Below are 22,720 nucleotides of genomic sequence, written 5' to 3' on the forward strand. Positions count from 1 at the left end.
CCGCCCGTCCCAGAGAGTCGGGCAATCGCCGCCTTAAACTGCTAAAGTGCCGCCCGTTATTACTTAAGAGGATTGTTCCAATGGCGACTAACCGTTCCCAGCGTCTGCGCAAAAAACTGTGCGTTGATGAATTTCAAGAGCTGGGTTTCGAACTGAACCTGGACTTCAACGAAGGCCTGAGTGAAGAAGCTATCGACGCTTTCCTCGAAGCATTCATCAACGAAGCCATGGAAGCCAACGGTCTGGGTTATGTTGGCGGCGATGACTACGGTCTGGTTTGCCTGCAGAAGCGTGGCTCGGTCTCCGAAGAGCAACGTGCTGCTGTTGAAGCCTGGCTGAAAACCCGTTCCGAGCTGACCAAGGCTGAAGTCAGCCCGCTGCTGGACGTGTGGTATCCGGAAAAGCCGATCAACGCGGCTAAGTGATACTGAAAAAAACGGCGACCTGAGGGTCGCCGTTTTTTTATGCCTTGCGCCAATTCAGAATCAGCAGCGTCAACACCCCCGCGACAATCCCCCAGAACGCCGAGCCGATGGAAAACAGCGTCAAGCCAGACGCCGTGACCATAAAGGTGATCAGCGCCGCTTCCCGTTCCTTCGGCTCATTCATGGCGATGCTCAGGCCATTGATGATCGAGCCAAACAGCGCCAATGCCGCAATCGACAGCACCAGTTCCTTGGGCAAGGCGGCGAACAGTGCCGCCAGCGTCGCGCCAAACACCCCGGCCATCCCGTAGAACACCCCGCACCAGACCGCTGCCGTGTAGCGCTTGTTGCGGTCTTCATGGGCGTGGGGCCCGGTGCAGATCGCCGCGCTGATCGCCGCCAGGTTGATGCCGTGGGAGCCGAAGGGCGCCAACACCAGCGAGGCCAGGCCGGTGGCGGTGATCAACGGGGAGGCGGGCACGTTGTACCCGTCCGCCCGCAGCACCGCGACGCCCGGCATGTTTTGCGAGGTCATCGCCACCACGAACAGCGGGATGCCGATGCTGATGGTCGCGGCCAGGGAGAAGTGCGGGGTGGTCCACACCGGCGTCGCCACTTCCAGGTGAAAGCCGCTGAAATCCAGGAGGCCCATCAGCCCGGACAATACGGTGCCGATCACCAGTGCAGCCAGCACCGCATAACGCGGCGACAGGCGCTTGATGATCAGGTAAGTGAAAAACATCCCCAGCACCAGGCCGGTACGGTGTTGGGCGGCGACGAAGATCTCGCTGCCGATCTTGAACAGGATCCCCGCCAGCAAGGCGGCCGCCAAGGACGCCGGAATGCGTTTGACCAGTTTTTCAAAGCTGCCGGTCAACCCGCAGATTGTCACCAGCACCGCACAGGTGATGTAGGCGCCAATCGCCTCGCCATAACTCACCCCGCCCAGGCTGGTGATCAGCAGCGCCGCGCCGGGCGTCGACCAGGCAATGGTGATAGGCGTGCGGTAGCGCAGCGACAAGCCGATGCTGCACACCGCCATGCCGATGGAAATCGCCCAGATCCAGGAAGAAATCTGTGCCGTGGTCAAGCCGGCGGCTTGTCCGGCCTGGAACATCAGCACCAGGGAGCTGGTGTAGCCGGTCATCATGGCGATAAAACCGGCGACGACGGCCGATGGAGACGTGTCGGCCAGCGGGCGCAGAGGCGCTTGGGTGGCATCGGTCATGGAGCGGTGTTCCTTCTACCTATGAAAAAGCGAATTCAAGCCTAAACTCAAACGTAACCACTCATTGCAATACAGCCGAAGCCACAAACAGCCGTACAGTGTGTTGGCGCATGCGGTTGTGTACAATGTGCGCTGTTTTTAGGTGATACTTGCCAGCAACACGTTGTTGCCGTATTACCGTTATTTCGCCGCCGTTCTCCCGACCCGAGTGCCCATGAACGAACAGTTGCAACCTCTCAAGAAACAACCGCGAGCCGGCAAGGCCGGTCGCAGCGGAACCCAGGACGATATCGTCTACGCGCATATCTTCGAGGCGATCCTCGAACAACGCCTGGCACCCGGCACCAAATTGAGCGAAGAGGCACTGGGCGAAATCTTCGGCGTCAGCCGCACCATCATTCGCCGCGCGCTGTCGCGCCTGGCCCATGAAGGCGTGGTGTTGCTGCGGCCCAATCGCGGTGCGGTGGTGGCCAGCCCGAGTGTCGAAGAGGCCCGCCAGGTCTTCATGGCGCGGCGTCTGGTGGAGCGCGCGATCACCGAACTGGCGGTGCAGCATGCCACGGCCGAGCAACTGGCCGAGTTGCGCCAGATGGTCAACGACGAACGCGACAGCTTTTCCCGTGGCGACCGCGGTGCGGGTATCCGTCTCTCCGGCGAGTTCCACCTCAAGTTGGCCGAAGCAGCGAAGAACGCGCCGCTGATCAGCTTCCAGCGCAGCCTGGTGTCCCAGACGTCGCTGATCATCGCCCAGTACGAAAGCGGCAACCGCTCGCACTGCTCGTACGATGAGCACACCCAGTTGATCGACGCGATCGAAGCGCGGGACGCGGTGTTGGCGGTGGATCTGATGATGCATCACATGGATCACATCGACAGCAAGCTCAACCTCGATGAGGAAAGCGCGTCGGATGATTTGCATGCGGTGTTTTCGCATTTGTTGCAGACCAAGAAGCCGGGGCGCTCGTCTGTAAAGCTGTAAACCCGATCAACAATGTGGGCGCTGAGCTTGTGTGGGAGCTGGCTCTTGTGGGAGCTGGCTTGCCTGCGATGCAGACACCTCGGTCTTTCAGTTAGCCCCGGGTGATGCCATCGCAGGCAAGCCAGCTCCCACATTTGTTTTGTGGTGGTTCTGAAATCAGCGTTGGTGCACCAGAGCACCCGCCGCATACGTCTGCAACACCGTCCGATCATCCCCCAGCGTCATCAGCACAAACAACGTCTCGGCAATGTCATTGGCCTGCTTCAAGCGATAGCTCAGCAGCGGCGTAGCGTTGTAATCCAGCACCAAAAAGTCCGCATCCGTGCCCGGCTGCAAGGTACCGATCTTGTCTTCCAGGCGCAGCGCCCGCGCGCCGCCCAAGGTGGCGAGATACAGCGACTTGAACGGGCTCAACCGCGCGCCCTGCAACTGCATGACCTTGTAGGCTTCGTTCAGGGTTTGCAGCAGCGAGAAGCTGGTGCCGCCGCCCACGTCCGTGCCCAGTCCTACATTCAATTTGTGCTTTTCCGCCATCGGCAGGTTGAACAAACCGCTGCCGAGGAACAGGTTCGACGTCGGGCAGAACGCCACCGCCGAACCGGTCTCCGCCAGCCGCGCGCACTCGTCGTCACATAGATGTACGCCGTGGGCAAACACCGAGCGCTCGCCGAGCAATTTGTAGTGGTCGTACACATCCAGGTAACCGTTACGCTCAGGGAATAGTTCTTTTACCCACTCGATTTCCTGCTTGTTCTCACTGATGTGGGTCTGCATGTAGAGGTCCGGGTATTCCCCCAGCAGTTGCCCGGCCAGCGCCAGTTGTTCCGGCGTGCTGGTCGGTGCAAAGCGTGGCGTGACGGCGTAGTGCAGGCGGCCCTTGCCGTGCCAGCGCTCGATCAGCGCCTTGCTTTCCTGGTAGCCGGATTCGGCGGTGTCGGTCAGATAGTCCGGGGCGTTGCGGTCCATCATCACCTTGCCGGCGATCATGCGCAGGTCGAGCTTTTCGGCCGTTTCAAAAAATGCGTCCACCGACTGCGGATGCACGCTGCCAAACACCAGGGCGGTGGTGGTGCCGTTGCGTAGGAGTTCCTTGATGAAGATGTCGGCAACTTCCTCGGCGTGGGCCTTGTCGGCGAATTGGCTTTCACACGGGAAGGTGTAGGTGTTGAGCCAGTCCAGCAACTGCTCGCCGTAGGCGCCGACCATGCCGGTCTGTGGCAGGTGGATATGGGTGTCGATCAGGCCGGGGGTGATCAACGCGTCCTGGTGATGGGTGATGTCGATATCGGCGGGCAGGGTCGGCAGCAAATCGCTGGCATGGCCGACGGCGCTGATCTTGCCGTTTTCGATCACCAGCAGGCCGTCTTCGAAATACTCATAAGAGGCTTCGATGCCCACTTCGGCGGGGTCGGCGATGCTGTGCAGAATGGCGGCACGGTAGGCTTTGCGAGTCAAAGGCATGGTCATCTCGATTCAAATGGCTTGGCTGCGACGCGACGCCGGCAGCAGTTTGGCAATCGGTTCGGCGCTGGCGGTGTGCTGGCCGAAATTGGCGTTATAGGTGGCGATGATTTCGCCGGCGATGGAGATCGCGATCTCCACCGGCAACTTGCCCTTCACCTCGGTGAGGCCCATGGGGCAGCGCATGCGTTGCAACTGTGCGGCGTCGAAGCCGCGGTCACGCAGGCGATGTTCGAACTTGACCCGTTTGGTCTTGGAGCCGATCAGGCCGAAGTAGGCGAAGTCATTGCGTTTGAGCAGGGCGGCGGTGAGTTCCAGGTCCAGCGCGTGATTGTGGGTCATGACGATGCAGTAACTGCCCACCGGCAGGTCGGCAATTTCATCGACCGGCTCTTCGCTGACGATTTTACGCACGCCGTCGGGGATATGTGCTGGAAACTCCTGCTCGCGAGAGTCTATCCAGCGCACCCGGCACGGCAGGCTCGCCAGCAGCGGCACCAACGCACGGCCGACATGGCCGGCGCCAAACACCGCGATCTGTGCCTGCACCTGGCCCATGGGCTCGAACAGCAGCACGGTCACGCCGCCGCAGCACTGGCCCAGGCTCGCACCGAGGCTGAAGCGCTCCAGATGGGTGTTCTGCTGGCCACGCACGAGCATGTCCCGGGCAATCTGCATCGCCTTGTATTCCAGATGCCCGCCGCCGATCGTGTCGAAGGTCTGGGCGGCGCTGATGACCATCTTGGAACCGGCGTTGCGCGGGGTGGAGCCGAGTTCTTCGATGATGGTTACCAACACGCAGGGTTCGCCGCTGGCTTGCAGGTGGGCGAGGGCGCTGATCCAGTTGTTCATGTCTACCTCAACATTGCTGTTGTCAGTCAGGCCGCTATCGCAGGCAAGCACCTCGGTCCTAAAGCGAAGCCAACTCGGTTTCAGTTTCCACAGGCGAAGCCGCCGTCAACTGCCGCATCTGCTCACACCCCCAAAGCACCCGCTCCGGCGTCGCCGGCGCATCGATCTTGGGCTGATACCGATAGTCACCCAAACTCGCCACCGCATCCTTGATCGCACACCACGAGGCAATCCCCAGCATGAACGGCGGCTCGCCCACGGCCTTGGAATGGAACACCGTGTCTTCCGGGTTCTTGCGGTTTTCCACCAGCTTCACCCGCAGGTCCAGCGGCATGTCCGCCACCGCGGGGATCTTGTAGCTGGCCGGGCCGTTGGTCATCAGCTTGCCTTTGTTGTTCCACACCAGCTCTTCCATGGTCAGCCAGCCCATGCCCTGGATAAACCCGCCTTCCACCTGGCCGATGTCGATGGCCGGGTTCAGCGAAGCGCCCACGTCGTGGAGGATGTCGGTGCGCAGCATCTTGTATTCGCCGGTCAGCGTATCGACGATCACTTCGCAGCACGCCGCGCCGAAGGCGAAGTAGTAGAACGGCCGCCCGCGCGACTGGCTGCGGTCGTAGAAGATTTTCGGGGTCTTGTAGAACCCGGTGCTCGACAGCGACACCTGGGCGAAATACGCCTGCTGGATCAGCGCCTCGAACGTGAGGATCTGCTCGCGCACGCGCACGTGGCCGTTGTGGAATTGCACATCCGCTTCGCTCACATCGAACTTGCGCGCGGCGAATTCCACCAGGCGCTGCTTGATGATTTCGGCGGCGTTCTGCGCGGCCTTGCCGTTCAGGTCGGCGCCGCTGGAGGCGGCGGTCGGCGAGGTGTTGGGCACCTTGTCGGTGTTGGTGGCGGTGATCTGCACGCGGTCGATTTCCACCTGGAACACTTCGGCCACCACCTGCGCGACCTTGGTGTTCAAGCCCTGGCCCATCTCGGTGCCGCCGTGGTTCAGGTGGATGCTGCCGTCGGTGTAGATGTGGATCAGCGCACCGGCCTGGTTGAGGAAACTGGCGGTAAACGAAATACCGAATTTCACCGGGGTCAGCGCCAGGCCTTTTTTCAGGATCGGGCTGTGGGCGTTGTACAGGCGGATCGCTTCGCGGCGCTCGGCGTATTGGCTGCTGGCCTCAAGCTCGGCGGTCATCTCTTCGAGCAGGTTGTGCTCGACGGTCTGGTAGTAGTGGGTGACGTTGCGCTCGGTCTTGCCGTAGTAGTTGACCTTGCGCACCGCCAGCGGATCGAGGGCCAGATGGCGGGCAATGGCGTCCATCACCTCTTCGATGGCGACCATGCCTTGTGGGCCGCCGAAGCCGCGATAGGCAGTGTTGGACGCGGTGTTGGTCTTGCAGCGGTGGCCGTTGACCGTGGCATCGCCCAGGTAATACGAGTTGTCGGAGTGGAACATCGCGCGGTCGACAATCGAGTTGGACAAGTCCGGCGAGCAGCCGCAGTTGCCGGCCAGGTCGAGGTTGATCCCGTGCAGGCGGCCGCTGTCGTCAAAGCCCACGTCGTATTCGATATAGAAGGGGTGGCGCTTGCCGGTCATCAGCATGTCTTCGACACGCGGCAGGCGCATCTTGGTCGGCTGGCCGGTGAGGCGTGCGACCACGGCGCACAGGCACGCGGGGCTGGCGGCCTGGGTTTCCTTGCCGCCGAAACCGCCGCCCATGCGGCGCATATCCACGACGATTTTATTCATCGACACGTCGAGCACTTCGGCCACCAGTTTTTGCACTTCGGTGGGGTTTTGCGTGGAGCAGTAGACGATCATGCCGCCGTCTTCGGTGGGCATCACCGAGGAGATCTGCGTCTCCAGGTAGAAGTGTTCCTGGCCGCCGATGTGCAGGGTGCCCTGGATGCGGTTTTTCGCCGACGCCAGTGCGCTGGCTGAATCGCCACGTTGGTGGGTGTGGCTGTCGAGCACGAAGTGTTTCTTGCGGAAGGCCTCGACCACGTCCAGCACCGGTTCCAGGTCTTCGTATTCGATCACCGCCGCCATCGCGGCTTTGCGTGCGGTTTCCAGGTCACGGGCGGCGACGGCGAGCACGACCTGGCCGACGAACTGCACCGTGTCGATGGCCAGCAGCGGATCGCCAGGCATCAACGGGCCGATGTCTTTCAGGCCGGGCACGTCTTCGTGGGTGATCGCGATACGCACGCCTTCAAACGCGTAGCAGGGCGCGGTGTCGATGCTGATGATGCGGGCGTGGGCGCGGTCGGACATGCGCGCATACAGGTGCAGCTGGTTGGGGAATTCCAGGCGGTCATCGATGTACTGCGCTTCACCGGAAACATGCTTGGCGGCGCTGTCATGCTTGACGCTGCGGCCGACACCGGAGGTGAGGTCCTGGGCGAACAGCTCGGCCAGTTCGGCTTGGGTTTTAACGACGGCGTGATGGTTAGACATAAGCGGTCACCCGAGTCTCGATGTGCGGCGTTTGCAGTTCGATGAAGTATTTGCGCAGCAGGTTCTGCGCGCTGAGCAGGCGGTATTCCTTGCTGGCGCGGAAGTCCGACAGCGGGGTGAAATCCTCGGCCAGGGCGGCGCAGGCTTTCTCCACAGTGGCGCTGTTCCAGGTGGCGCCTACCAGCACGGCTTCACAGCTTTTTGCGCGTTTTGGCGTGGCAGCCATGCCGCCGAAGGCGACGCGGGCTTCGCGGATCACGCCGTTGTCGATCTTCAGGTTGAACGCGGCGCAGACGGCGGAAATATCATCGTCCAGGCGCTTGGACACCTTGTAGGCGCGGAACAGCGCGTGGCCCTTCGGCACGATGATCTTCTCGATGAACTCGCTGTCCTGGCGCGCGGTGACGCGGTAGTCGATGAAGTAGTCTTCGAGCGCCAAGGTGCGCCGGGTGTTGCCCTTGCACAGCACGATCTGCGCACCGAGGGCGATCAGCAGCGGCGGCGAATCGCCGATGGGCGAAGCGTTGCCGATATTGCCGCCGAGGGTGCCCTGGTTGCGGATCTGCAAGGAGGCGAAGCGGTGCAGCAACTCGCCGAAGTCCGGGTATTCGTGGTGCAGTGCTGTGTAGCAATCGGAGAGGGCGGTGGCGGCGCCGATTTCCAGGCGATCGGCGAAGTCGTCGATGCGCTTCATCTCTTCGATGTTGCCGACGTAGATCATCACCGGCAGCGTGCGGTGGAACTGGGTGACTTCCAGCGCCAGGTCAGTGCCGCCGGCCAGCAGACGGGCTTGCGGATAGGAGTCGTAGAGGTCGGCCAGGTCGGCCACGGTCAGCGGCACCAGGCAGCGTTTGTCGCCGCTGTTGAGTTCGCCGGTCTGCGTCGGCGCGATGGCTTTGAGGCGGGCGATGGTGTCGGCCTGGCGGCTGTCGAACTGATCCTGTGGCTTGTTGCAGCAGGCCTGTTCGGCGGCGGCGAGGATCGGCCGATAACCGGTGCAGCGGCACAGGTTGCCGGCCAGGGCTTCGTGGGCTTTCTGGTTGTCGGGGGCGTCGCTGTTCTTTTGCAGGGCGAACAACGACATGACGAAGCCGGGGGTGCAAAAGCCGCATTGCGAGCCGTGGCACTCGACCATCGCCTGTTGCACGCTGTGCAGTTGGCCCTGGTGCTTGAGGTCTTCGACGCTGATCAATTGCTTGCCGTGCAGGGACGAGACAAACGTCAGGCACGAGTTGAGGCTGCGGTAACGAATCTGCTCCGCGCCTTGCGTATCGGTGTGCAGCTCGCCGACCACCACGGTGCACGCGCCGCAGTCGCCGCTGGCGCAGCCTTCCTTGGTACCGGATTTGCCCAGGTGCTCACGCAGGTAGTTGAGCACGGTGAGATTGGGGTCCAGGGCGTGCTCGCTACGGAGTTCCTGGTTAAGTAAAAACTGGATCACGGAAGGCCTCGCAGACTCATTATTGTTGTTAACCGCTTTGCGCCGAATCTAGTCATGTCTGACTTTTCGGTCAACGATTTTCTGACCAGAAGGTCAAGAAAATCCGGTCGCAACACTTTCAATTATGGTCCAGTCTTCTGGAACCGGCGTTTTCAGGGGCTTTTGCGTTTTCAGCGCTGCTTATTCCGTGCCAAATTCGCCACGGTGGGCGTAGCGCCATCAGCGGGCCAATGCGCTACACTGCCGCGCTTGTATCGATAGAAGATTTTGAAGGTAAAACATGACGTTCAAGGCGCCGGACAGCCTCGCCGAGCAAATCGCTCACCACCTCGCCGAACGCATCATTCGCGGCGAACTCAAGCCTGGGGAGCGGATCCAGGAGCAAAAGGTCACGCTGGCACTCAATGTCAGCCGTGGTTCCGTGCGCGAAGCCTTGCTGATCCTCGAACGCCGCCACCTGATCGCGATCCTGCCGCGCCGTGGCGCCCACGTCACCGAACTCACCGCGCACAAGGTGCAGAGCCTGTGCACGCTGATGGGCGAGTTGTACATCCTGCTCGGCAATGCGGTCGCCGAAGGCTGGCAGACCCAGGCCGACATGGCGCCCTTCGTGCAGATCCAGCAGCGCCTGGTGAGCAATTTCGAGCGCCAGGACATCCGCGCCTTCGTCGAAGAAAGCTTCAACGTGATGCGCGCCGCGTACCCGTTTGCCAACAACCCGTATTTGCAGGAAACCGTGGAAAACCTGCAACCGGCGATGAACCGCGCCTATTACCTGGCCCTGGATCAGCGCAAGGCGTCCATGAGCGAATACCTGGTGTTGTTCGAGCAATTGCTCGCCGCCGTCCTCGCCCGTGACCTGCCACAGATTCGCCAGGTGCTGTCGGCCTACGGCGAACGCAGCTGCTCGCTGGTCATCGCTGCGTTGGCGGACGCCTAAACGTGCGGCTCAAGTGCATCAAACTGGCGGGGTTCAAATCCTTCGTCGACCCGACCACGGTGAACTTCCCCAGTAATATGGCGGCGGTGGTCGGGCCCAATGGTTGCGGCAAGTCGAACATCATCGACGCCGTCCGTTGGGTGATGGGCGAGAGCTCGGCAAAAAACCTGCGCGGCGAGTCGATGACCGACGTCATCTTCAACGGCTCCACCAGCCGTAAACCCGTGAGCCAGGCCAGCATCGAGCTGGTGTTCGACAACTCCGATGGCACCTTGATTGGCGAGTACGCGGCCTACGCCGAAATTTCCATTCGCCGCAAAGTGACCCGCGACAGCCAGAACAGTTATTTCCTCAACGGCACCAAGTGTCGCCGTCGGGACATCACCGATATTTTCCTCGGCACAGGCTTAGGCCCGCGCAGCTACTCGATCATCGAGCAGGGCATGATCTCCAAGCTGATCGAAGCCAAGCCCGAAGACCTGCGCAACTTTATCGAAGAAGCGGCCGGCATCTCCAAGTACAAGGAGCGCCGCCGCGAGACCGAAAACCGCATCCGCCGCACCCACGAAAACCTCGCCCGCCTCACGGACCTGCGCGAAGAGCTGGAGCGCCAGTTGGAGCGCCTGCACCGCCAGGCCCAGGCGGCCGAGAAGTATCAGGAATACAAGGGCGAAGAGCGCCAGCTCAAGGCCCAACTGTCGGCCCTGCGCTGGCAGGCGTTGAACGAGCAGGTCGGCCAGCGCGAGGCGATCATCGGCACCCAGGAAATCAGCTTTGAAGCGCTGGTGGCCGAACAGCGCAATGCCGACGCCAGCATCGAACGCCTGCGTGACGGGCACCATGATTTGTCCGAGCGCTTCAATCTGGTGCAGGGCCGCTTCTATTCGGTGGGCGGCGATATTGCCCGCGTCGAGCAGAGCATCCAGCACGGCCAGCAGCGTTTGCGCCAGTTGCAGGATGACTTGAAGGAAGCCGAACGCGCGCGCCTGGAGACTGAATCCCACCTGGGTCACGACCGTACCTTGCTGCTGACCCTCGGTGAAGAACTGGACATGCTCACCCCCGAGCAGGAAGTCACCAGCGCTGCCGCCGAAGAAGCCGCCGCCGCCCTGGAAGAATCCGAAAGCACCATGCACGGCTGGCAGGAGCAGTGGGACACGTTCAACCTGCAATCCGCCGAGCCGCGCCGCCAGGCCGAAGTGCAGCAGTCGCGCATCCAGCAACTGGAAACCAGCATGGAGCGTTTGGCCGAGCGCCAGCGCCGCTTGCAGGAAGAGCGCGTGCTGCTCGCCGCCGACCCGGAAGACGCGGCGATCATGGAGCTGAGCGAGCAACTGGCCGAAAGCGAAATGACGCTTGAGGAGCTGGAAGCCAGCGAAGAACAACAAGTGGAGCGCCTGGAGCAACTGCGTCAGCAACTGCAACAGGCGACCCAGGCGCAGCAGCAGGCCCAGGGCGATTTGCAGCGGCTTAACGGCCGGCTGGCGTCCCTTGAAGCGTTGCAACAAGCGGCGTTGGACCCCGGCACCGGCACCGCCGAATGGCTGCGCGACCAGCATCTGGCCGAGCGCCCGCGCCTGGCCGAGGGTTTGAAAGTCGAAGCGGGTTGGGAGCTGGCGGTGGAAACCGTGCTGGGCGCCGACCTGCAAGCCGTGCTGGTGGATGACTTTGGCGGTTTCGACCTGGCCGGTTTTACCCAGGGCGACCTGCGCTTGCTCAGCCCTGCTGCCGATGGCCAGCGGGTGCCCGGCAGCTTGCTGGACAAGGTTGAGGCGGCGATTGATCTGTCGCCGTGGCTGGGCCAGGTCAAGCCGGTTGAATCACTTGAGCAAGCCCTGGCCCAACGCGGTCAACTGGCGGCCGGCGAAAGCCTGATCAGCCGTGACGGTTACTGGGTCGGCCGGCACTTCCTGCGGGTGCGCCGCGCCAGCGAAGCGGAAAGCGGTGTATTGGCCCGTGGCCAGGAAATCGTCAACCTGATCGCCGAGCGCGAAGAGCGCGAAGCGACATTGGAAAGCCTGGAAACCCAACTGCAAACCCTGCGCGCCACCCAGCGCCAGCAAGAAACCGGTCGCGAACACCTGCGCCGCCTGTTGCAGGACGAAGCGCGCCAGCAAGGTGAACTCAAGGCCCAGCTTTCCGCGAGCAAGGCCAAGGCCGAACAGCTGACCCTGCGCCGTACCCGCCTCGACGAAGAAGTCGCCGAGATGGGCGAGCAGCGCGCCCTGGAACACGAACAGATCGGCGAAGCGCGCCTGCAGTTGCAGGAAGCCCTCGACAGCATGGCCCTCGACACCGAGCAGCGCGAACTGTTGCTGGCCCAGCGCGACAGCCTGCGCGAACGCCTCGACCGCGTGCGCCAGGAAGCCCGCCAGCACAAGGATCACGCCCACCAACTGGCGGTGCGCCTCGGCTCGCTCAAGGCCCAGCACGCGTCTACCGCCCAGGCCCTTGAACGCCTGGAGATGCAGTCCGAACGCCTCACCGAAAAACGCGAACAGCTGAGCCTCAACCTGGAAGAGGGCGAAGCGCCGCTGGAAGAGTTGCGGCTCAAGCTCGAAGAGTTGCTCGACAAGCGCATGACCGTCGACGAAGAACTCAAGACCGCTCAAATCGCCCTGGAAGACGCCGACCGCGAACTGCGTGATGCCGAAAAACGCCGGACCCAGGCCGAGCAGCAATCCCAGTTGATCCGCGGCCAACTCGAACAACAGCGCATGGAATGGCAAGCCCTGACCGTGCGCCGCAAGACCCTGCAAGACCAGTTGCTGGAAGACGGCTACGACTTGCACGGCGTGCTCAACACGTTGACCACCCAGGCCAACGAAAAAGACGCCGAAGAAGAACTTGAGCGGATTGCTGCGCGCATTCAACGTCTGGGCGCGATCAACCTCGCGGCCATCGACGAATACCAGCAACAATCCGAGCGTAAACGTTATCTGGACGCGCAGGACGCCGACCTGGTCGAAGCCCTGGATACCTTGGAAAACGTGATCCGCAAGATCGACAAGGAAACCCGCAACCGTTTCAAAGATACCTTTGATCAGATTAATAGCGGTTTACAGGCGTTATTCCCGAAAGTTTTCGGCGGTGGCAGCGCTTACTTGGAACTGACGGGCGAAGATCTACTCGATACAGGGGTAACGATCATGGCGCGGCCTCCGGGCAAGAAGAACAGCACCATCCATTTGTTGTCCGGCGGCGAAAAAGCCCTGACCGCATTGGCCCTGGTATTTGCCATCTTCAAGTTGAACCCGGCGCCGTTCTGCATGCTCGATGAAGTTGACGCACCGCTGGATGACGCTAACGTTGGACGCTATGCACGACTGGTCAAAGAGATGTCCCAGACCGTGCAGTTCATCTATATCACCCACAACAAGATCGCCATGGAAATGGCGGATCAGTTGATGGGTGTAACGATGCATGAACCGGGTTGTTCGCGCTTGGTGGCGGTGGATGTGGAAGAAGCAATGGCGATGGTGGAATCCTGACCCAGGCTTCGAAAGAGAATTTTCAGCAGGATGTAAGGTGTTTTACCGGTCTGGCAAAGATGGCCTAACGACATAATTGTTCAAGGCATTTTGACAGACGGTGTAAAGTTATCTTTGGTCGTGCTAGTTTAATGTCAATTTTTCGTGTGCGTGGGCAAAACGTCAGTCAGAACATAGAGTTGGCGCCACGTTTTAAAGCGGTTTGCACGGTGCTAAACCCCTTATTTTTCAGCATTTTTATTAGAGGCACGGGATTACATGGAAATCGGTCTGCGCGAGTGGCTGATCGTCATCGGCATTATTGTCATTGCCGGTATTCTTTTTGATGGCTGGCGCCGGATGCGCGGCGGCAAGGGCAAGCTTAAGTTTCGCCTGGACCGCAACCTGTCCAACCTGCCAGACGACGACGGCGCCGCCGAGCTGCTGGGGCCGCCCCGTGTGCTGGATACCCATAAAGAACCGCAACTGGACGAGCACGACCTGCCGTCGATGAGCGCGCCGTTGCGTGAAGCCCGCGAGCCATCGTCCAAGCGTGGCAAGCGTGCCAGTGCCGCCGTGGCCGAGCCGCATCAGGGCGACCTGAACCTCGACGTCGATGACGGCCCGAGCTTCAGCAGCCGCGACGATGACTTCCCGGATGAAAACGTCGGCAAGCCCGCGCCGCGCCAATCGGTCAACGACCAGCCAGCCGCTGAAGAAGTGCTGGTGATCAGCGTGATCTGCCGCGACGCTGCCGGTTTCAAAGGCCCGGCGCTGTTGCAGAACATCCTCGAAAGCGGCCTGCGTTTTGGCGAGATGGATATCTTCCACCGTCACGAAAGCATGGCCGGCAACGGCGAAGTGCTGTTCTCCATGGCCAACGCGGTCAAGCCGGGCACCTTTGACCTGGACGACATCGACCTGTTCAGCACCCCGGCCGTGAGCTTCTTCCTCGGCCTGCCAGGCCCGCGTCACCCGAAACAAGCGTTCGACGTGATGGTGGCTGCAGCGCGCAAGCTGTCCCAGGAACTGAACGGCGAGCTGAAGGACGACCAACGCAGCGTCCTCACTGCGCAGACCATCGAACATTACCGTCAGCGCATCGTCGAGTTCGAGCGTCGCGCCCTGACACAAAAACGCTGAGTAGAATAAGCGCACCAACATTTGAGCAGCTTCGGCTGCTCTTTTGCTTTATGAGAGAACACCCATGACCGCCGCCCACACCCGCATCCTCGAACTGCGCGCTGAACTGGATCAGCACAACTACCGTTACCACGTCCTCGACGAGCCGAGCATCCCGGACGCCGAGTACGACCGCTTGTTCCACGAGCTCAAGGCCCTGGAGGCCGAGCACCCGGAGCTGGTCACGCGGGATTCACCGACACAGCGGGTGGGCAGTGCGGCGTTGTCGGCGTTCACCCAGGTCAAGCATGAAGTGCCGATGCTCAGCCTCGGCAACGCATTCGATGAAACCACCATGCTGGAATTTGATCGCCGGGTTACCGAGGGCCTCGACCTGCCGGCGGGCGATCTGTTTGGCGGTGGCGCCACCGTGGAATACAGCTGCGAACCCAAGCTGGACGGCCTGGCGGTCAGCCTGCTGTATCAGGATGGCGAACTGGTACGCGGCGCCACCCGTGGCGACGGCACCACCGGCGAAGACATCAGCGTCAATGTGCGCACCGTGCGCAATATCCCGTTGAAACTGCACGGCAGCGGCTGGCCGGCGACCCTCGAAGTGCGCGGCGAAGTGTTCATGTCCAAGGCCGGTTTCGAGCGGCTCAACGCCTCGCAGCTGGAAGTCGGCGGCAAGACCTTCGCCAACCCGCGCAACGCCGCCGCCGGCAGCCTGCGCCAGCTGGATTCGAAGATCACCGCCAGCCGCCCGCTGGAGTTCTGCTGCTACGGCGTGACCACCGACATCAGCGACACCCATATCGGCAACCTGCAACAATTGCAAAAGTGGGGCATGCCCATCAGCCACGAGCTGAAACTGGCCAAGGGCATTCAGGATTGCCTGGATTACTACCGCGACATCGGCGAGCGCCGCAACAGCCTGCCGTACGAGATCGACGGCGTGGTGTTCAAGGTCAACAGCATTGCCTACCAGCGCGAGCTGGGCTTCCGCGCCCGTGAGCCGCGCTGGGCCATCGCGCATAAATTCCCGGCCCTGGAAGAGCTGACCGAACTGCTCGACGTGGAGTTCCAGGTCGGCCGCACCGGCGCCGTCACCCCGGTGGCGCGCTTGAAGCCAGTCAAGGTCGCGGGCGTGACCGTGTCCAATGCCACCTTGCACAACATGGACGAAGTGGCGCGCCTGGGCGTGATGATCGGCGATACCGTGATTATCCGCCGCGCCGGGGACGTGATCCCGCAAGTCGTCTCCGTGGTGCTCGAACGCCGCCCGGAAGACGCCCGCGCCGTGCCGATCCCCGAAAGCTGCCCAGTGTGCGGTTCCCATGTGGAACGCACCCAGCTGGTCAAACGCAGCAAGGGCAAGGAAACCGTCAGCGAAGGCGCGGTGTACCGTTGCGTCGGGCGCCTGGCGTGTGGCGCGCAGCTCAAGCAGGCGATCATCCATTTCGTCTCGCGCCGGGCCATGGACATCGACGGCCTGGGCGACAAGACCATCGAGCAACTGGTGGACGAAAAACTCATCGGCTCGCCGGCGGATCTCTACAAGCTCAAGTACGAGCAGATCATCGACCTGGAAGGCTTCGCCGACATCTCCAGCAAGAAGCTGATCGCGGCCATCGAAAACAGCAAGACGCCGACCCTGGCGCGCTTTATCTATGCGCTGGGCATCCCCGACGTGGGCGAGGAGACGGCCAAGGTGCTGGCGCGCTCCCTGGCGTCCCTGGAGCGCGTGCAGAAGGCCTTGCCGGAAGTGCTGACGTACTTGCCGGACGTGGGCCTGGAAGTGGCGCACGAGATCCACAGCTTCTTTGAGGACAGCCATAACCAGGAAGTGATCGGCGCGTTGCTGTCGCCGGACGAGTGCGGCCTGCAATTGCAGGAGCAGGGCGACCTGAGCGCCGAGTTCGCCGCCAGCACCACCTTGGGCGGCTTGCTCGACAAGCTGCATGTGCCGAGCGTCGGCCCGGGCGCTGCGCAGAAACTCGCGGACAAGTTCGGCAGCCTCGAAGGCGTGATCAAGGCTGACTGGCTGGACATGCGCCAGGCGCTGCCGGAGAAGCAGGCCAAAGCCGTGCGTGAGTTTTTCGACAATCCTGACAACGCCAACCGTGCCCTGGCCATCGAGCAGCAGCTCAAGGACTTCGGCATGCATTGGCACAGCGAGAAGAAGGTCGTCGAAGGCTTGCCGGAAGCCGGTCACACCTGGGTGCTCACCGGCTCCCTGGAGCTGATGAGCCGCGACGTGGCCAAGGACAAACTCGAAAGCCTTGGCGCCAAGGTGGCGGGTTCCGTCTCGGCGAAAACCCATTGCGTGGTGGCCGGGCCGGGCGCCGGTTCGAAACTGGCCAAGGCCAGCGAACTGGGCCTCAAGGTTCTCGACGAAGAAGCCTTCGTCGCCTTCCTGGCCAAGCACAACATCACCGTCTGACGAAGATCGTTCCCACGCTCCGCGTGGGAATGCAGCCACGGGCGCTCTGCGCCCAAAGCGTGACGCTGAGCGTCACAAGAGGCGTTCCCACGCAGAGCGTGGGAACGATCTTACGCGGCAAATGATCTAGTCTCAGTCACCCAGGGAGAGATCGCCATGTTCCGCTACTTCGAGCAGCTCAGTTCACGCATCGCCGCCCCCTTCGTGGCCGGCCCCTCTCGCGACGGCAAAGTGTGGCAATGCCGCTGCGGCCAATCCCTGTTCTTTCGCAACAGCCAATGCCTGGCCTGTCAGGCCCTGCTGGGCTATCAACCGCAACAAAGCCGGCTCGCCTCCCTGCAACCCGGCCCCGTGGTCGGCACCTGGCTACAAGACGGCAACCTGGAAGCCGGCGCCTTTCGCCGCTGCGCCAACCTCGACACTCCGGCCGCCTGCAACTGGCTGATCCCCGCCCATAGCACCGCGCCACTGTGCGTGGCGTGCAGCCTCAACCGCACCATCCCCGACCTGTCTATCCCGGAAAACCCCGAACGCTGGCGCAAAGTGGAGATCGCCAAGCGCCGCCTGGTGGCCCAGCTCATCAGCCTCGGTTTGCAAGTGGTGCCCAAGAGCGTCGACGAAGACAGCGGCCTGGCCTTCGATTTTGTCGGTATCGACCTGGAAGGCAACGCGCCCATGACCGGCCACGCTAACGGCCTGATCACCCTCGATATCAAGGAAGCCGACGACGCCCATCGTGAGAAAGTTCGTGTACAGATGCGTGAGCCTTACCGCACCTTGCTAGGGCATTTTCGCCATGAAGTCGGCCATTACTACTGGGATCGCCTGATCGCCAATACCCATTGGATTGAACCGTTTCGCCGCCTGTTCGGCGACGAACGCGCCAGCTACGCCGATGCCCTCGACCAGCATTACCAGAACGGCCCGCGCCCCGACTGGCAACAGACCTGCGTCAGCGCCTACGCCACCATGCACCCCTGGGAAGATTGGGCCGAAACCTGGGCCCACTACCTGCACATGATGGATGCCGTCGACACCGCGCTGGGCTTTGGCATGAGCGCCCGCGAGATGGACCTGGATTACCAGCCATTCCCCCTCAGCACCCTCTACGACCCCGAACATCCGGGCGGCGTGGCGTTCCTGTCGTTCGTCAACGCCTGGATCGAACTGGCCGGCATGCTCAACGAACTGTCGCGCAGCATGGGCCAGCCGGATTTCTATCCCTTCGTGCTGCCACCGGCGGTGATCGCCAAGCTGCACTTCATCCATCTGGTGATCCAGGAAGAGGGCGGCCGGGCGGACCAAGTCCTCCAGGCCCAATGAATTGGCTTTTCTGTGGGAGCTGGCTTGCCTGCGATAGCATCACCTCAGTCCAACAGATACACCGAGGTGCCTGCATCGCAGGCAAGCCAGCTCCCACAGGGGGCGATGTACTGGCTGAGGCCGTGGGCAAGTGCTTGAACCGCCAGATGTTTTTATTCCAGCACCAACGGTTGTAACTTCCGATGAGATCGGTACAATGGCCCCGCTTGCCGAGAGGCAGGCGTCGTTATGGTGACCCCATCGGTCCCCCCGCAACGATTACCCGTGAACCTGGTCAGAGCCGGAAGGCAGCAGCCACAGCGGGAACATTGTGTGCCGGGGTGTGGCTGGTGGGGTTGCCTCCATAACGCTCTCCCTTGCAGTACCTCTTCTGCGCCAAATCAAAAATCTTTATTCAGTCACCTGGCCGGTTTATTGCGCAGTTGTGACGGCTATTTCACAGTTTTCCAGTTCATCTCAGGTGGGGGGCATTCTCCTCCAGTACTTCTTCAGCAATGCTGCCAAAGAAGTTCCGTGTGATGCTGAAGAAAGGGCTCAGTTGTTTCCCACGAGGAACGAGGTCAATGCCTGCAAGGCAGGAGAGGCTCATATCCTGTTCAACATGATCATCGAAAAGCACCGACAGTTCGTCCCACCATTGCTGGCGTAAGTCCTTCAGGACGAAGCTATTCAAGTTGAGCAAGTCAATGGTGTAGAGGGCTCGGTCTTCATCCTGAGCAGATAAGCCGTCAGCAGGGACAATCCGTCCATCGGACAGGTAGGAAAAAAAACGGCTGCAATCAGCTTGATGGCAGGACACAAAGCGCTGGATATCAACTGAATCCGATTTCCCAAGGGCGTGTCCGCCAAAGACTTCTGACGCCCGGCCTTTGAAGTGATGCAGATCTGTTTCGCTGTCTAGTGCTGAGGCCGCGAGGTTGTCGTAATCGAACGTACGCTGTGGGTTTTGGCTTTTGTTTTCGACATGCTCTATATGCAGCCCCAGGCTGAGCTGGTCGGGTCGAATTTCACTGTAGCAACACAGACCATATTGCTCTTCAAGCAGGTAGCCAAGTACCTGCTGTTTATAGCCAAACCCTGACCATCGGCTGTCCGCGGCCTTGGCCGTCTGTGGTGGGTTTGCATGTGAGTTATTCAGTTGATACGGGCCTTGGCCCTGTTTGTGAACGGCCCTCATTTTTTTAGTGCTCTTTGCCGTTTGATACTGCGTTGGAGGCGCTGAAGCTGGGGATGTTGTTCACTTAATGCGTTTGTAAGCTGCGTCATCAATTCAATCGCCGGTTGCTCGTCGAAGCGCCCCTTGTCTACCCATTCCGTGAGTTTTAACAAATCGGGCTTTTCGATGACCGGAGGCTGAGGATCTACCTGCATGACGCTATGTAAAACGCTGCTGCTCGGCTCGCCATAGGTCATCGCCAGTGGTGGCGAGGCGATCAAGTTGCCCTGCACATCCTTACCAATGACTCGAATGTTTTCGCGCCGCACGGTACTTAGGACTTGTGGGCTGTGCGTTGTGACAATGAATTGCATAGCTGGGAAGGCTTCACGCAATGAGCCCAGGATTGTCTGTTGCCAATGAGGGTGGAGAAACATATCCACCTCGTCGATCAACGCAATGCCCGGCGTTTGCAAAGGCGCCTGATCTCCCAGCTGAGGGTTGAGCTTGCAAGCACGAAAGGCCAAGTCAGCAACCATTGCAATGGCGTTACGCAGTCCGTCACTGAGCATCTCTACCGGCAATATTCCTTGTTCTGGATGATGCATGATCAGTTGTTGTTGATGGCTCTCACTGTATTCCAGGCTATGCCAGCCTGTCGGGGCCTGTATCAATCGATCAATCGCTTCTTTGACGGACTTGATGATCTGCCCGAATCGAACACCAAGAACGGACATCGCTGCATTGCGCTCAAGCGCGATTACCTGAGCTTCCCGATAGCTGCGATAAATCCAGACGTACCAAGCAGTAAAGGTTTTGAAGCTCGACGAGTAGGAAAGACAGTTCAGATACCCCGATGTTCTGGAATACTCAGTTTTATCGAGAGTGGTTTGGGCAGCTGCCGAAGTGAAGCGACCCTCGAACCAAAGGCGCGAGGTCCCCAGATAAGTAACCAGTGGCAACACGACGGGCTCATCGCTCCGTACTTTTTCCTGAAGAGACTTGCCGTATCCCGTCAGTGCTTTCGAGCCGATATCACCAAGGGTGTTGGTTGATTTCTTCAGGCTCGTACGCTGCTGCAACCAGTTGTTATCAGTTTCACTGGGTGACCAAGGCCCCCATGCTTCGATCACACTGGCAATCTGAGGCTCCATGTTGCCGCTGGCAAGGTGGGCAAGACGTACGTCGTCGATTTGGATTGTTGCGGACTTTCCGGTCTGGCTCCCCAAGTCAAAGCCTTTGACAAAAGGCCATAGGGCAACTCGCGCGGCATCCAGAATGGTGGTTTTACCACCTCCGTTGGAGGCGATCAATACGGTCAGATGAGGGTCGAAGTCGATCTCGAACTCTCCAAAGCAGCGGTAGTTCTGCACGCGCAGTTTGTCGAGCCTCACAGTTGTTTCTCCGATTCGATTATCTGACCAAGCATAGGGTGTATCCCTCTGCGTTTTTGGGGGGTACAGCATACTAAAGGGAAATGATGAAAATGCTAAGCAAACCTAGCTTGGCAGAAGCACCACCGCCGGACTCTACCGGGAGGGCATTCGGGGCAGTAGCCTGAAAGTCGTCGATCGTCGTATACCATTCGATTGCTATCTCACAACTCTCGATCCTCCCACTTTACAAGCCAAAACCACCTTGTTAGTTTGCGCCGGCCGCTTGTTTCAGAATGTGACAAGAGCGCGGAATTGATATTGAAGTGCCATCACTTCTTTAACTAACAAGGATGTTTGTGATGAAAAGCCTGCAAGGGTTGCCCCGACTTATCAGTGCGTCGGTGGGCGCTCCCGGTAAAGCCCGCAACTTGCCCGCCGATGTGCAGTGCATCCAGTATTTATTCAATCTGATCATTCCCAAGCTGGGTTTTCCGCTGGCCGAGAACGGCAAGTGCGACGGCCAATTGGTGCAGTGCATCAGCCAGTATCAGTTCCGTCATCTCAAGTACGCGCACCCCGATGGGGTGATCGATCCCACGGGTCGCACCTTCAACAGCCTGATCGAAGAAGCGGTGAAAGTGCCTGTGAAGGCGTTCCCGGCGATGCGCATTCCGAGCTTTCTCAATGTGTTCGGCAATAACCAGGGCGATGCGGTGCAGGCCACGGTCAATGTGTACCTGGACCGCATGCGCGCCATGGTCGAGGCCGAGCGGCGCAACCGCCAACTGGTGCTCCAGGCTACGTGCGACGGGGGCATGACCCTGACTGAAACGGACTTCCAGAACGCCGCCAAGCAGTTGGGCAATGGCATTTCGGTAAATATCATCAAGGCCTTTGCCACAGTCGAATCGGGCGGGCGCTCGGGCTTCGGGCCGGCGAAGTTGCCGGTGATCGCCTTTGAAGGGCACCTGTTTCGCAAGTACACCAAGCACATCTACGACCAGGCGCATCCGCTGCTGTCGTATCCCTATGTGCGCAAAGCCGGGCCGCAGTGGCAGGTCAACAACAAGGATCAGGTCAAGGCCTGGGAGACCATGGCCACCGCCTTTGCGTTGGATCAGGAAGCAGCGTTGATGTCGGCGTCATGGGGCATGTTTCAGGTCATGGGCTTCAACTTCGCGGCGTGCGGTTACAAGACGGTGTTTGAGTTTGTCGCGGCATTGAAGATCAATGCCGGCAGCCAACTAAGGGCGTTCCTGAGTTTTTGCAGCCAGAGCCCGGCACTGATGAAGGCCATGAAAGACAAGGATTACGTGGCCATGGCCCGTAACTATAACGGCAAGGATTACGGTAACTATGACGTGCTTATCGAAAAAGCCTACAACACACTTGAAGGGAAAAAATAAGATGATCCGTTTTCTGGCGATGGGTGTGTTGTCGCTGTGTGCCGTGGCCCCGGCATTTGCGGGTGCGCCTGCGCTGCATTCGGGCATGTATGAAGGGCTGATGCTGGCGGTGACGCCCGAGCATCAGGTGGAAGGTTTTTACGCGGAAGAACTGGGAGCGGGCGTCAGCAAGTGTGCGTTCTACCTACAAGGCAACGGGAGCGTGCTGACCACCTGGCTCGTCGATGCCTACCCTGGCAGCGTGACACCGTCCGCCGACGGCGTGACCTTGACCGTGGAGCAGGGCCGCCAGCATCCCGGCTGCATGAATGTGCTGATGCCGGAGATTGCCACCGGGTTGGATTTGACCCAGACCGCGAATAAAAAGTGGATTGGCTTGGTGACGGTGTCCGTCGATAAGGTTTTCCTGCTGAAAACCCCGGGGGCCAAGGCGGCCAAGCGTCCGTATATCGTCAAGGATGATGTGGTGGGCGTGTTGGCCGTCAAGGATGGCTGGGCGCAGGTTGAGTTTATCAATGCGCAGAATCGATCGTTTATTGGTTGGATTAGCCAGGATCAGTACGCGCGCCTAAATGCCCCTGGAGGCTGACCTAGACTGTGGGAGCTGGCTTGCCTGCGATAGCATCACCTCGGTATCACT

16 protein-coding genes and 1 other RNA gene are annotated in these 22,720 nt (G+C 60.5%); 10 read left to right on the plus strand and 7 right to left on the minus strand.

The features are described from left to right. Positions 1–80 precede the first annotated feature (80 nt). Positions 81–425, plus strand: coding sequence for a YggL family protein (locus tag B348_RS0129290; RefSeq protein WP_017739581.1), 345 nt, complete (start codon positions 81–83; stop codon positions 423–425). A gap of 37 nt (positions 426–462) precedes the next feature. On the opposite strand, the gene B348_RS0129295 is transcribed toward B348_RS0129290, so the two are convergent. Beyond that, positions 463–1,653, minus strand: coding sequence for a benzoate/H(+) symporter BenE family transporter (locus B348_RS0129295; protein WP_017739582.1), 1,191 nt, complete (start codon positions 1,651–1,653; stop codon positions 463–465). Positions 1,654–1,867: 214 nt separating this feature from the next. Here B348_RS0129295 and B348_RS0129300 point away from each other — a divergent pair, with 214 nt between their 5' ends. Further along, positions 1,868–2,632, plus strand: a complete 765-nt coding sequence (locus B348_RS0129300; protein ID WP_017739583.1) for a GntR family transcriptional regulator — start codon at positions 1,868–1,870, stop codon at positions 2,630–2,632. Positions 2,633–2,788: 156 nt separating this feature from the next. On the opposite strand, the gene guaD is transcribed toward B348_RS0129300, so the two are convergent. Genes guaD through xdhA form a run of 4 tightly spaced genes read right to left on the minus strand, consistent with a single transcriptional unit; the run spans position 2,789 to position 8,844 of the window. Further along, positions 2,789–4,093, minus strand: coding sequence for a guanine deaminase (guaD, locus tag B348_RS0129305; RefSeq protein WP_026137162.1), 1,305 nt, complete (start codon positions 4,091–4,093; stop codon positions 2,789–2,791). Between the two features lie 12 nt (positions 4,094–4,105). After that, complete coding sequence (gene xdhC, locus B348_RS0129310; RefSeq protein ID WP_017739585.1) at positions 4,106–4,945, minus strand: xanthine dehydrogenase accessory protein XdhC; 840 nt, start codon at positions 4,943–4,945, stop codon at positions 4,106–4,108. A 58-nt stretch (positions 4,946–5,003) separates the two neighbouring features. Continuing rightward, a complete protein-coding gene (gene xdhB, locus B348_RS0129315) occupies positions 5,004–7,403 on the minus strand; it encodes a xanthine dehydrogenase molybdopterin binding subunit (protein ID WP_017739586.1) in 2,400 nt (799 codons plus the stop codon). Further along, complete coding sequence (xdhA, locus tag B348_RS0129320; protein ID WP_017739587.1) at positions 7,396–8,844, minus strand: xanthine dehydrogenase small subunit; 1,449 nt, start codon at positions 8,842–8,844, stop codon at positions 7,396–7,398. Before xdhA ends, xdhB begins: the two co-directional genes overlap by 8 nt. A 280-nt stretch (positions 8,845–9,124) precedes the next feature. Between xdhA and B348_RS0129325 the strand changes: the two genes are divergently transcribed. From B348_RS0129325 to ffs, 6 genes are all read left to right on the plus strand, one after another. Next, complete coding sequence (locus B348_RS0129325; protein WP_017739588.1) at positions 9,125–9,784, plus strand: GntR family transcriptional regulator; 660 nt, start codon at positions 9,125–9,127, stop codon at positions 9,782–9,784. Positions 9,785–9,786: 2 nt separating this feature from the next. After that, on the plus strand, positions 9,787–13,275 hold the full coding sequence (smc, locus tag B348_RS0129330; RefSeq protein ID WP_017739589.1) for a chromosome segregation protein SMC: 3,489 nt from the start codon (positions 9,787–9,789) through the stop codon (positions 13,273–13,275). 258 nt (positions 13,276–13,533) lie between these two features. Then, entirely contained in the window at positions 13,534–14,397 is an 864-nt protein-coding gene (gene zipA, locus B348_RS0129335) for a cell division protein ZipA (protein ID WP_017739590.1), read from the plus strand. Between the two features lie 64 nt (positions 14,398–14,461). After that, positions 14,462–16,819, plus strand: coding sequence for an NAD-dependent DNA ligase LigA (gene ligA / locus B348_RS0129340; protein ID WP_017739591.1), 2,358 nt, complete (start codon positions 14,462–14,464; stop codon positions 16,817–16,819). A gap of 156 nt (positions 16,820–16,975) precedes the next feature. Beyond that, on the plus strand, positions 16,976–18,142 hold the full coding sequence (locus B348_RS0129345) for a putative zinc-binding metallopeptidase (RefSeq protein WP_017739592.1): 1,167 nt from the start codon (positions 16,976–16,978) through the stop codon (positions 18,140–18,142). Between the two features lie 238 nt (positions 18,143–18,380). After that, positions 18,381–18,477, plus strand: an RNA gene (ffs, locus tag B348_RS1000000131360) — signal recognition particle sRNA small type. A gap of 116 nt (positions 18,478–18,593) precedes the next feature. Here ffs and B348_RS01000000130430 read toward each other — a convergent pair. Then, a complete protein-coding gene (locus B348_RS01000000130430; protein WP_017739593.1) occupies positions 18,594–19,319 on the minus strand; it encodes a retron system putative HNH endonuclease in 726 nt (241 codons plus the stop codon). Then, positions 19,316–20,692 (minus strand): AAA family ATPase, encoded by a 1,377-nt coding sequence (locus B348_RS0129355; RefSeq protein WP_017739594.1) that lies wholly within the window; start codon positions 20,690–20,692, stop codon positions 19,316–19,318. The genes B348_RS01000000130430 and B348_RS0129355 overlap by 4 nt, the downstream gene beginning before the upstream one ends. A gap of 341 nt (positions 20,693–21,033) precedes the next feature. Between B348_RS0129355 and B348_RS0129360 the strand changes: the two genes are divergently transcribed. After that, a complete protein-coding gene (locus B348_RS0129360) occupies positions 21,034–22,080 on the plus strand; it encodes an N-acetylmuramidase family protein (RefSeq protein WP_017739595.1) in 1,047 nt (348 codons plus the stop codon). A 1-nt stretch (position 22,081) separates the two neighbouring features. Next, positions 22,082–22,669: a hypothetical protein gene (locus B348_RS0129365; protein WP_017739596.1), complete on the plus strand. Its 588-nt coding sequence runs from the start codon at positions 22,082–22,084 to the stop codon at positions 22,667–22,669. Positions 22,670–22,720: the final 51 nt, after the last annotated feature.

Origin of the sequence: Pseudomonas sp. CBZ-4 (genome assembly GCF_000346755.1) — a bacterium.
Classification (GTDB): Bacteria; Pseudomonadota; Gammaproteobacteria; order Pseudomonadales; family Pseudomonadaceae; genus Aquipseudomonas.

Excerpts from the sequence above, each read along its gene's own strand:
- xdhB (WP_017739586.1), bottom strand. The coding sequence starts at position 7,403 with ATGTCTAACCATCACGCCGTCGTTAAAACCCAAGCCGAACTGGCCGAG.
- guaD (WP_026137162.1), bottom strand. The coding sequence starts at position 4,093 with ATGCCTTTGACTCGCAAAGCCTACCGTGCCGCCATTCTGCACAGCATC.
- B348_RS0129365 (WP_017739596.1), top strand. The coding sequence starts at position 22,082 with ATGATCCGTTTTCTGGCGATGGGTGTGTTGTCGCTGTGTGCCGTGGCC.
- B348_RS01000000130430 (WP_017739593.1), bottom strand. The coding sequence starts at position 19,319 with ATGAGGGCCGTTCACAAACAGGGCCAAGGCCCGTATCAACTGAATAAC.
- B348_RS0129360 (WP_017739595.1), top strand. The coding sequence starts at position 21,034 with ATGAAAAGCCTGCAAGGGTTGCCCCGACTTATCAGTGCGTCGGTGGGC.
- B348_RS0129290 (WP_017739581.1), top strand. The coding sequence starts at position 81 with ATGGCGACTAACCGTTCCCAGCGTCTGCGCAAAAAACTGTGCGTTGAT.
- B348_RS0129295 (WP_017739582.1), bottom strand. The coding sequence starts at position 1,653 with ATGACCGATGCCACCCAAGCGCCTCTGCGCCCGCTGGCCGACACGTCT.
- ligA (WP_017739591.1), top strand. The coding sequence starts at position 14,462 with ATGACCGCCGCCCACACCCGCATCCTCGAACTGCGCGCTGAACTGGAT.
- B348_RS0129345 (WP_017739592.1), top strand. The coding sequence starts at position 16,976 with ATGTTCCGCTACTTCGAGCAGCTCAGTTCACGCATCGCCGCCCCCTTC.
- B348_RS0129300 (WP_017739583.1), top strand. The coding sequence starts at position 1,868 with ATGAACGAACAGTTGCAACCTCTCAAGAAACAACCGCGAGCCGGCAAG.
- xdhC (WP_017739585.1), bottom strand. The coding sequence starts at position 4,945 with ATGAACAACTGGATCAGCGCCCTCGCCCACCTGCAAGCCAGCGGCGAA.
- B348_RS0129325 (WP_017739588.1), top strand. The coding sequence starts at position 9,125 with ATGACGTTCAAGGCGCCGGACAGCCTCGCCGAGCAAATCGCTCACCAC.
- zipA (WP_017739590.1), top strand. The coding sequence starts at position 13,534 with ATGGAAATCGGTCTGCGCGAGTGGCTGATCGTCATCGGCATTATTGTC.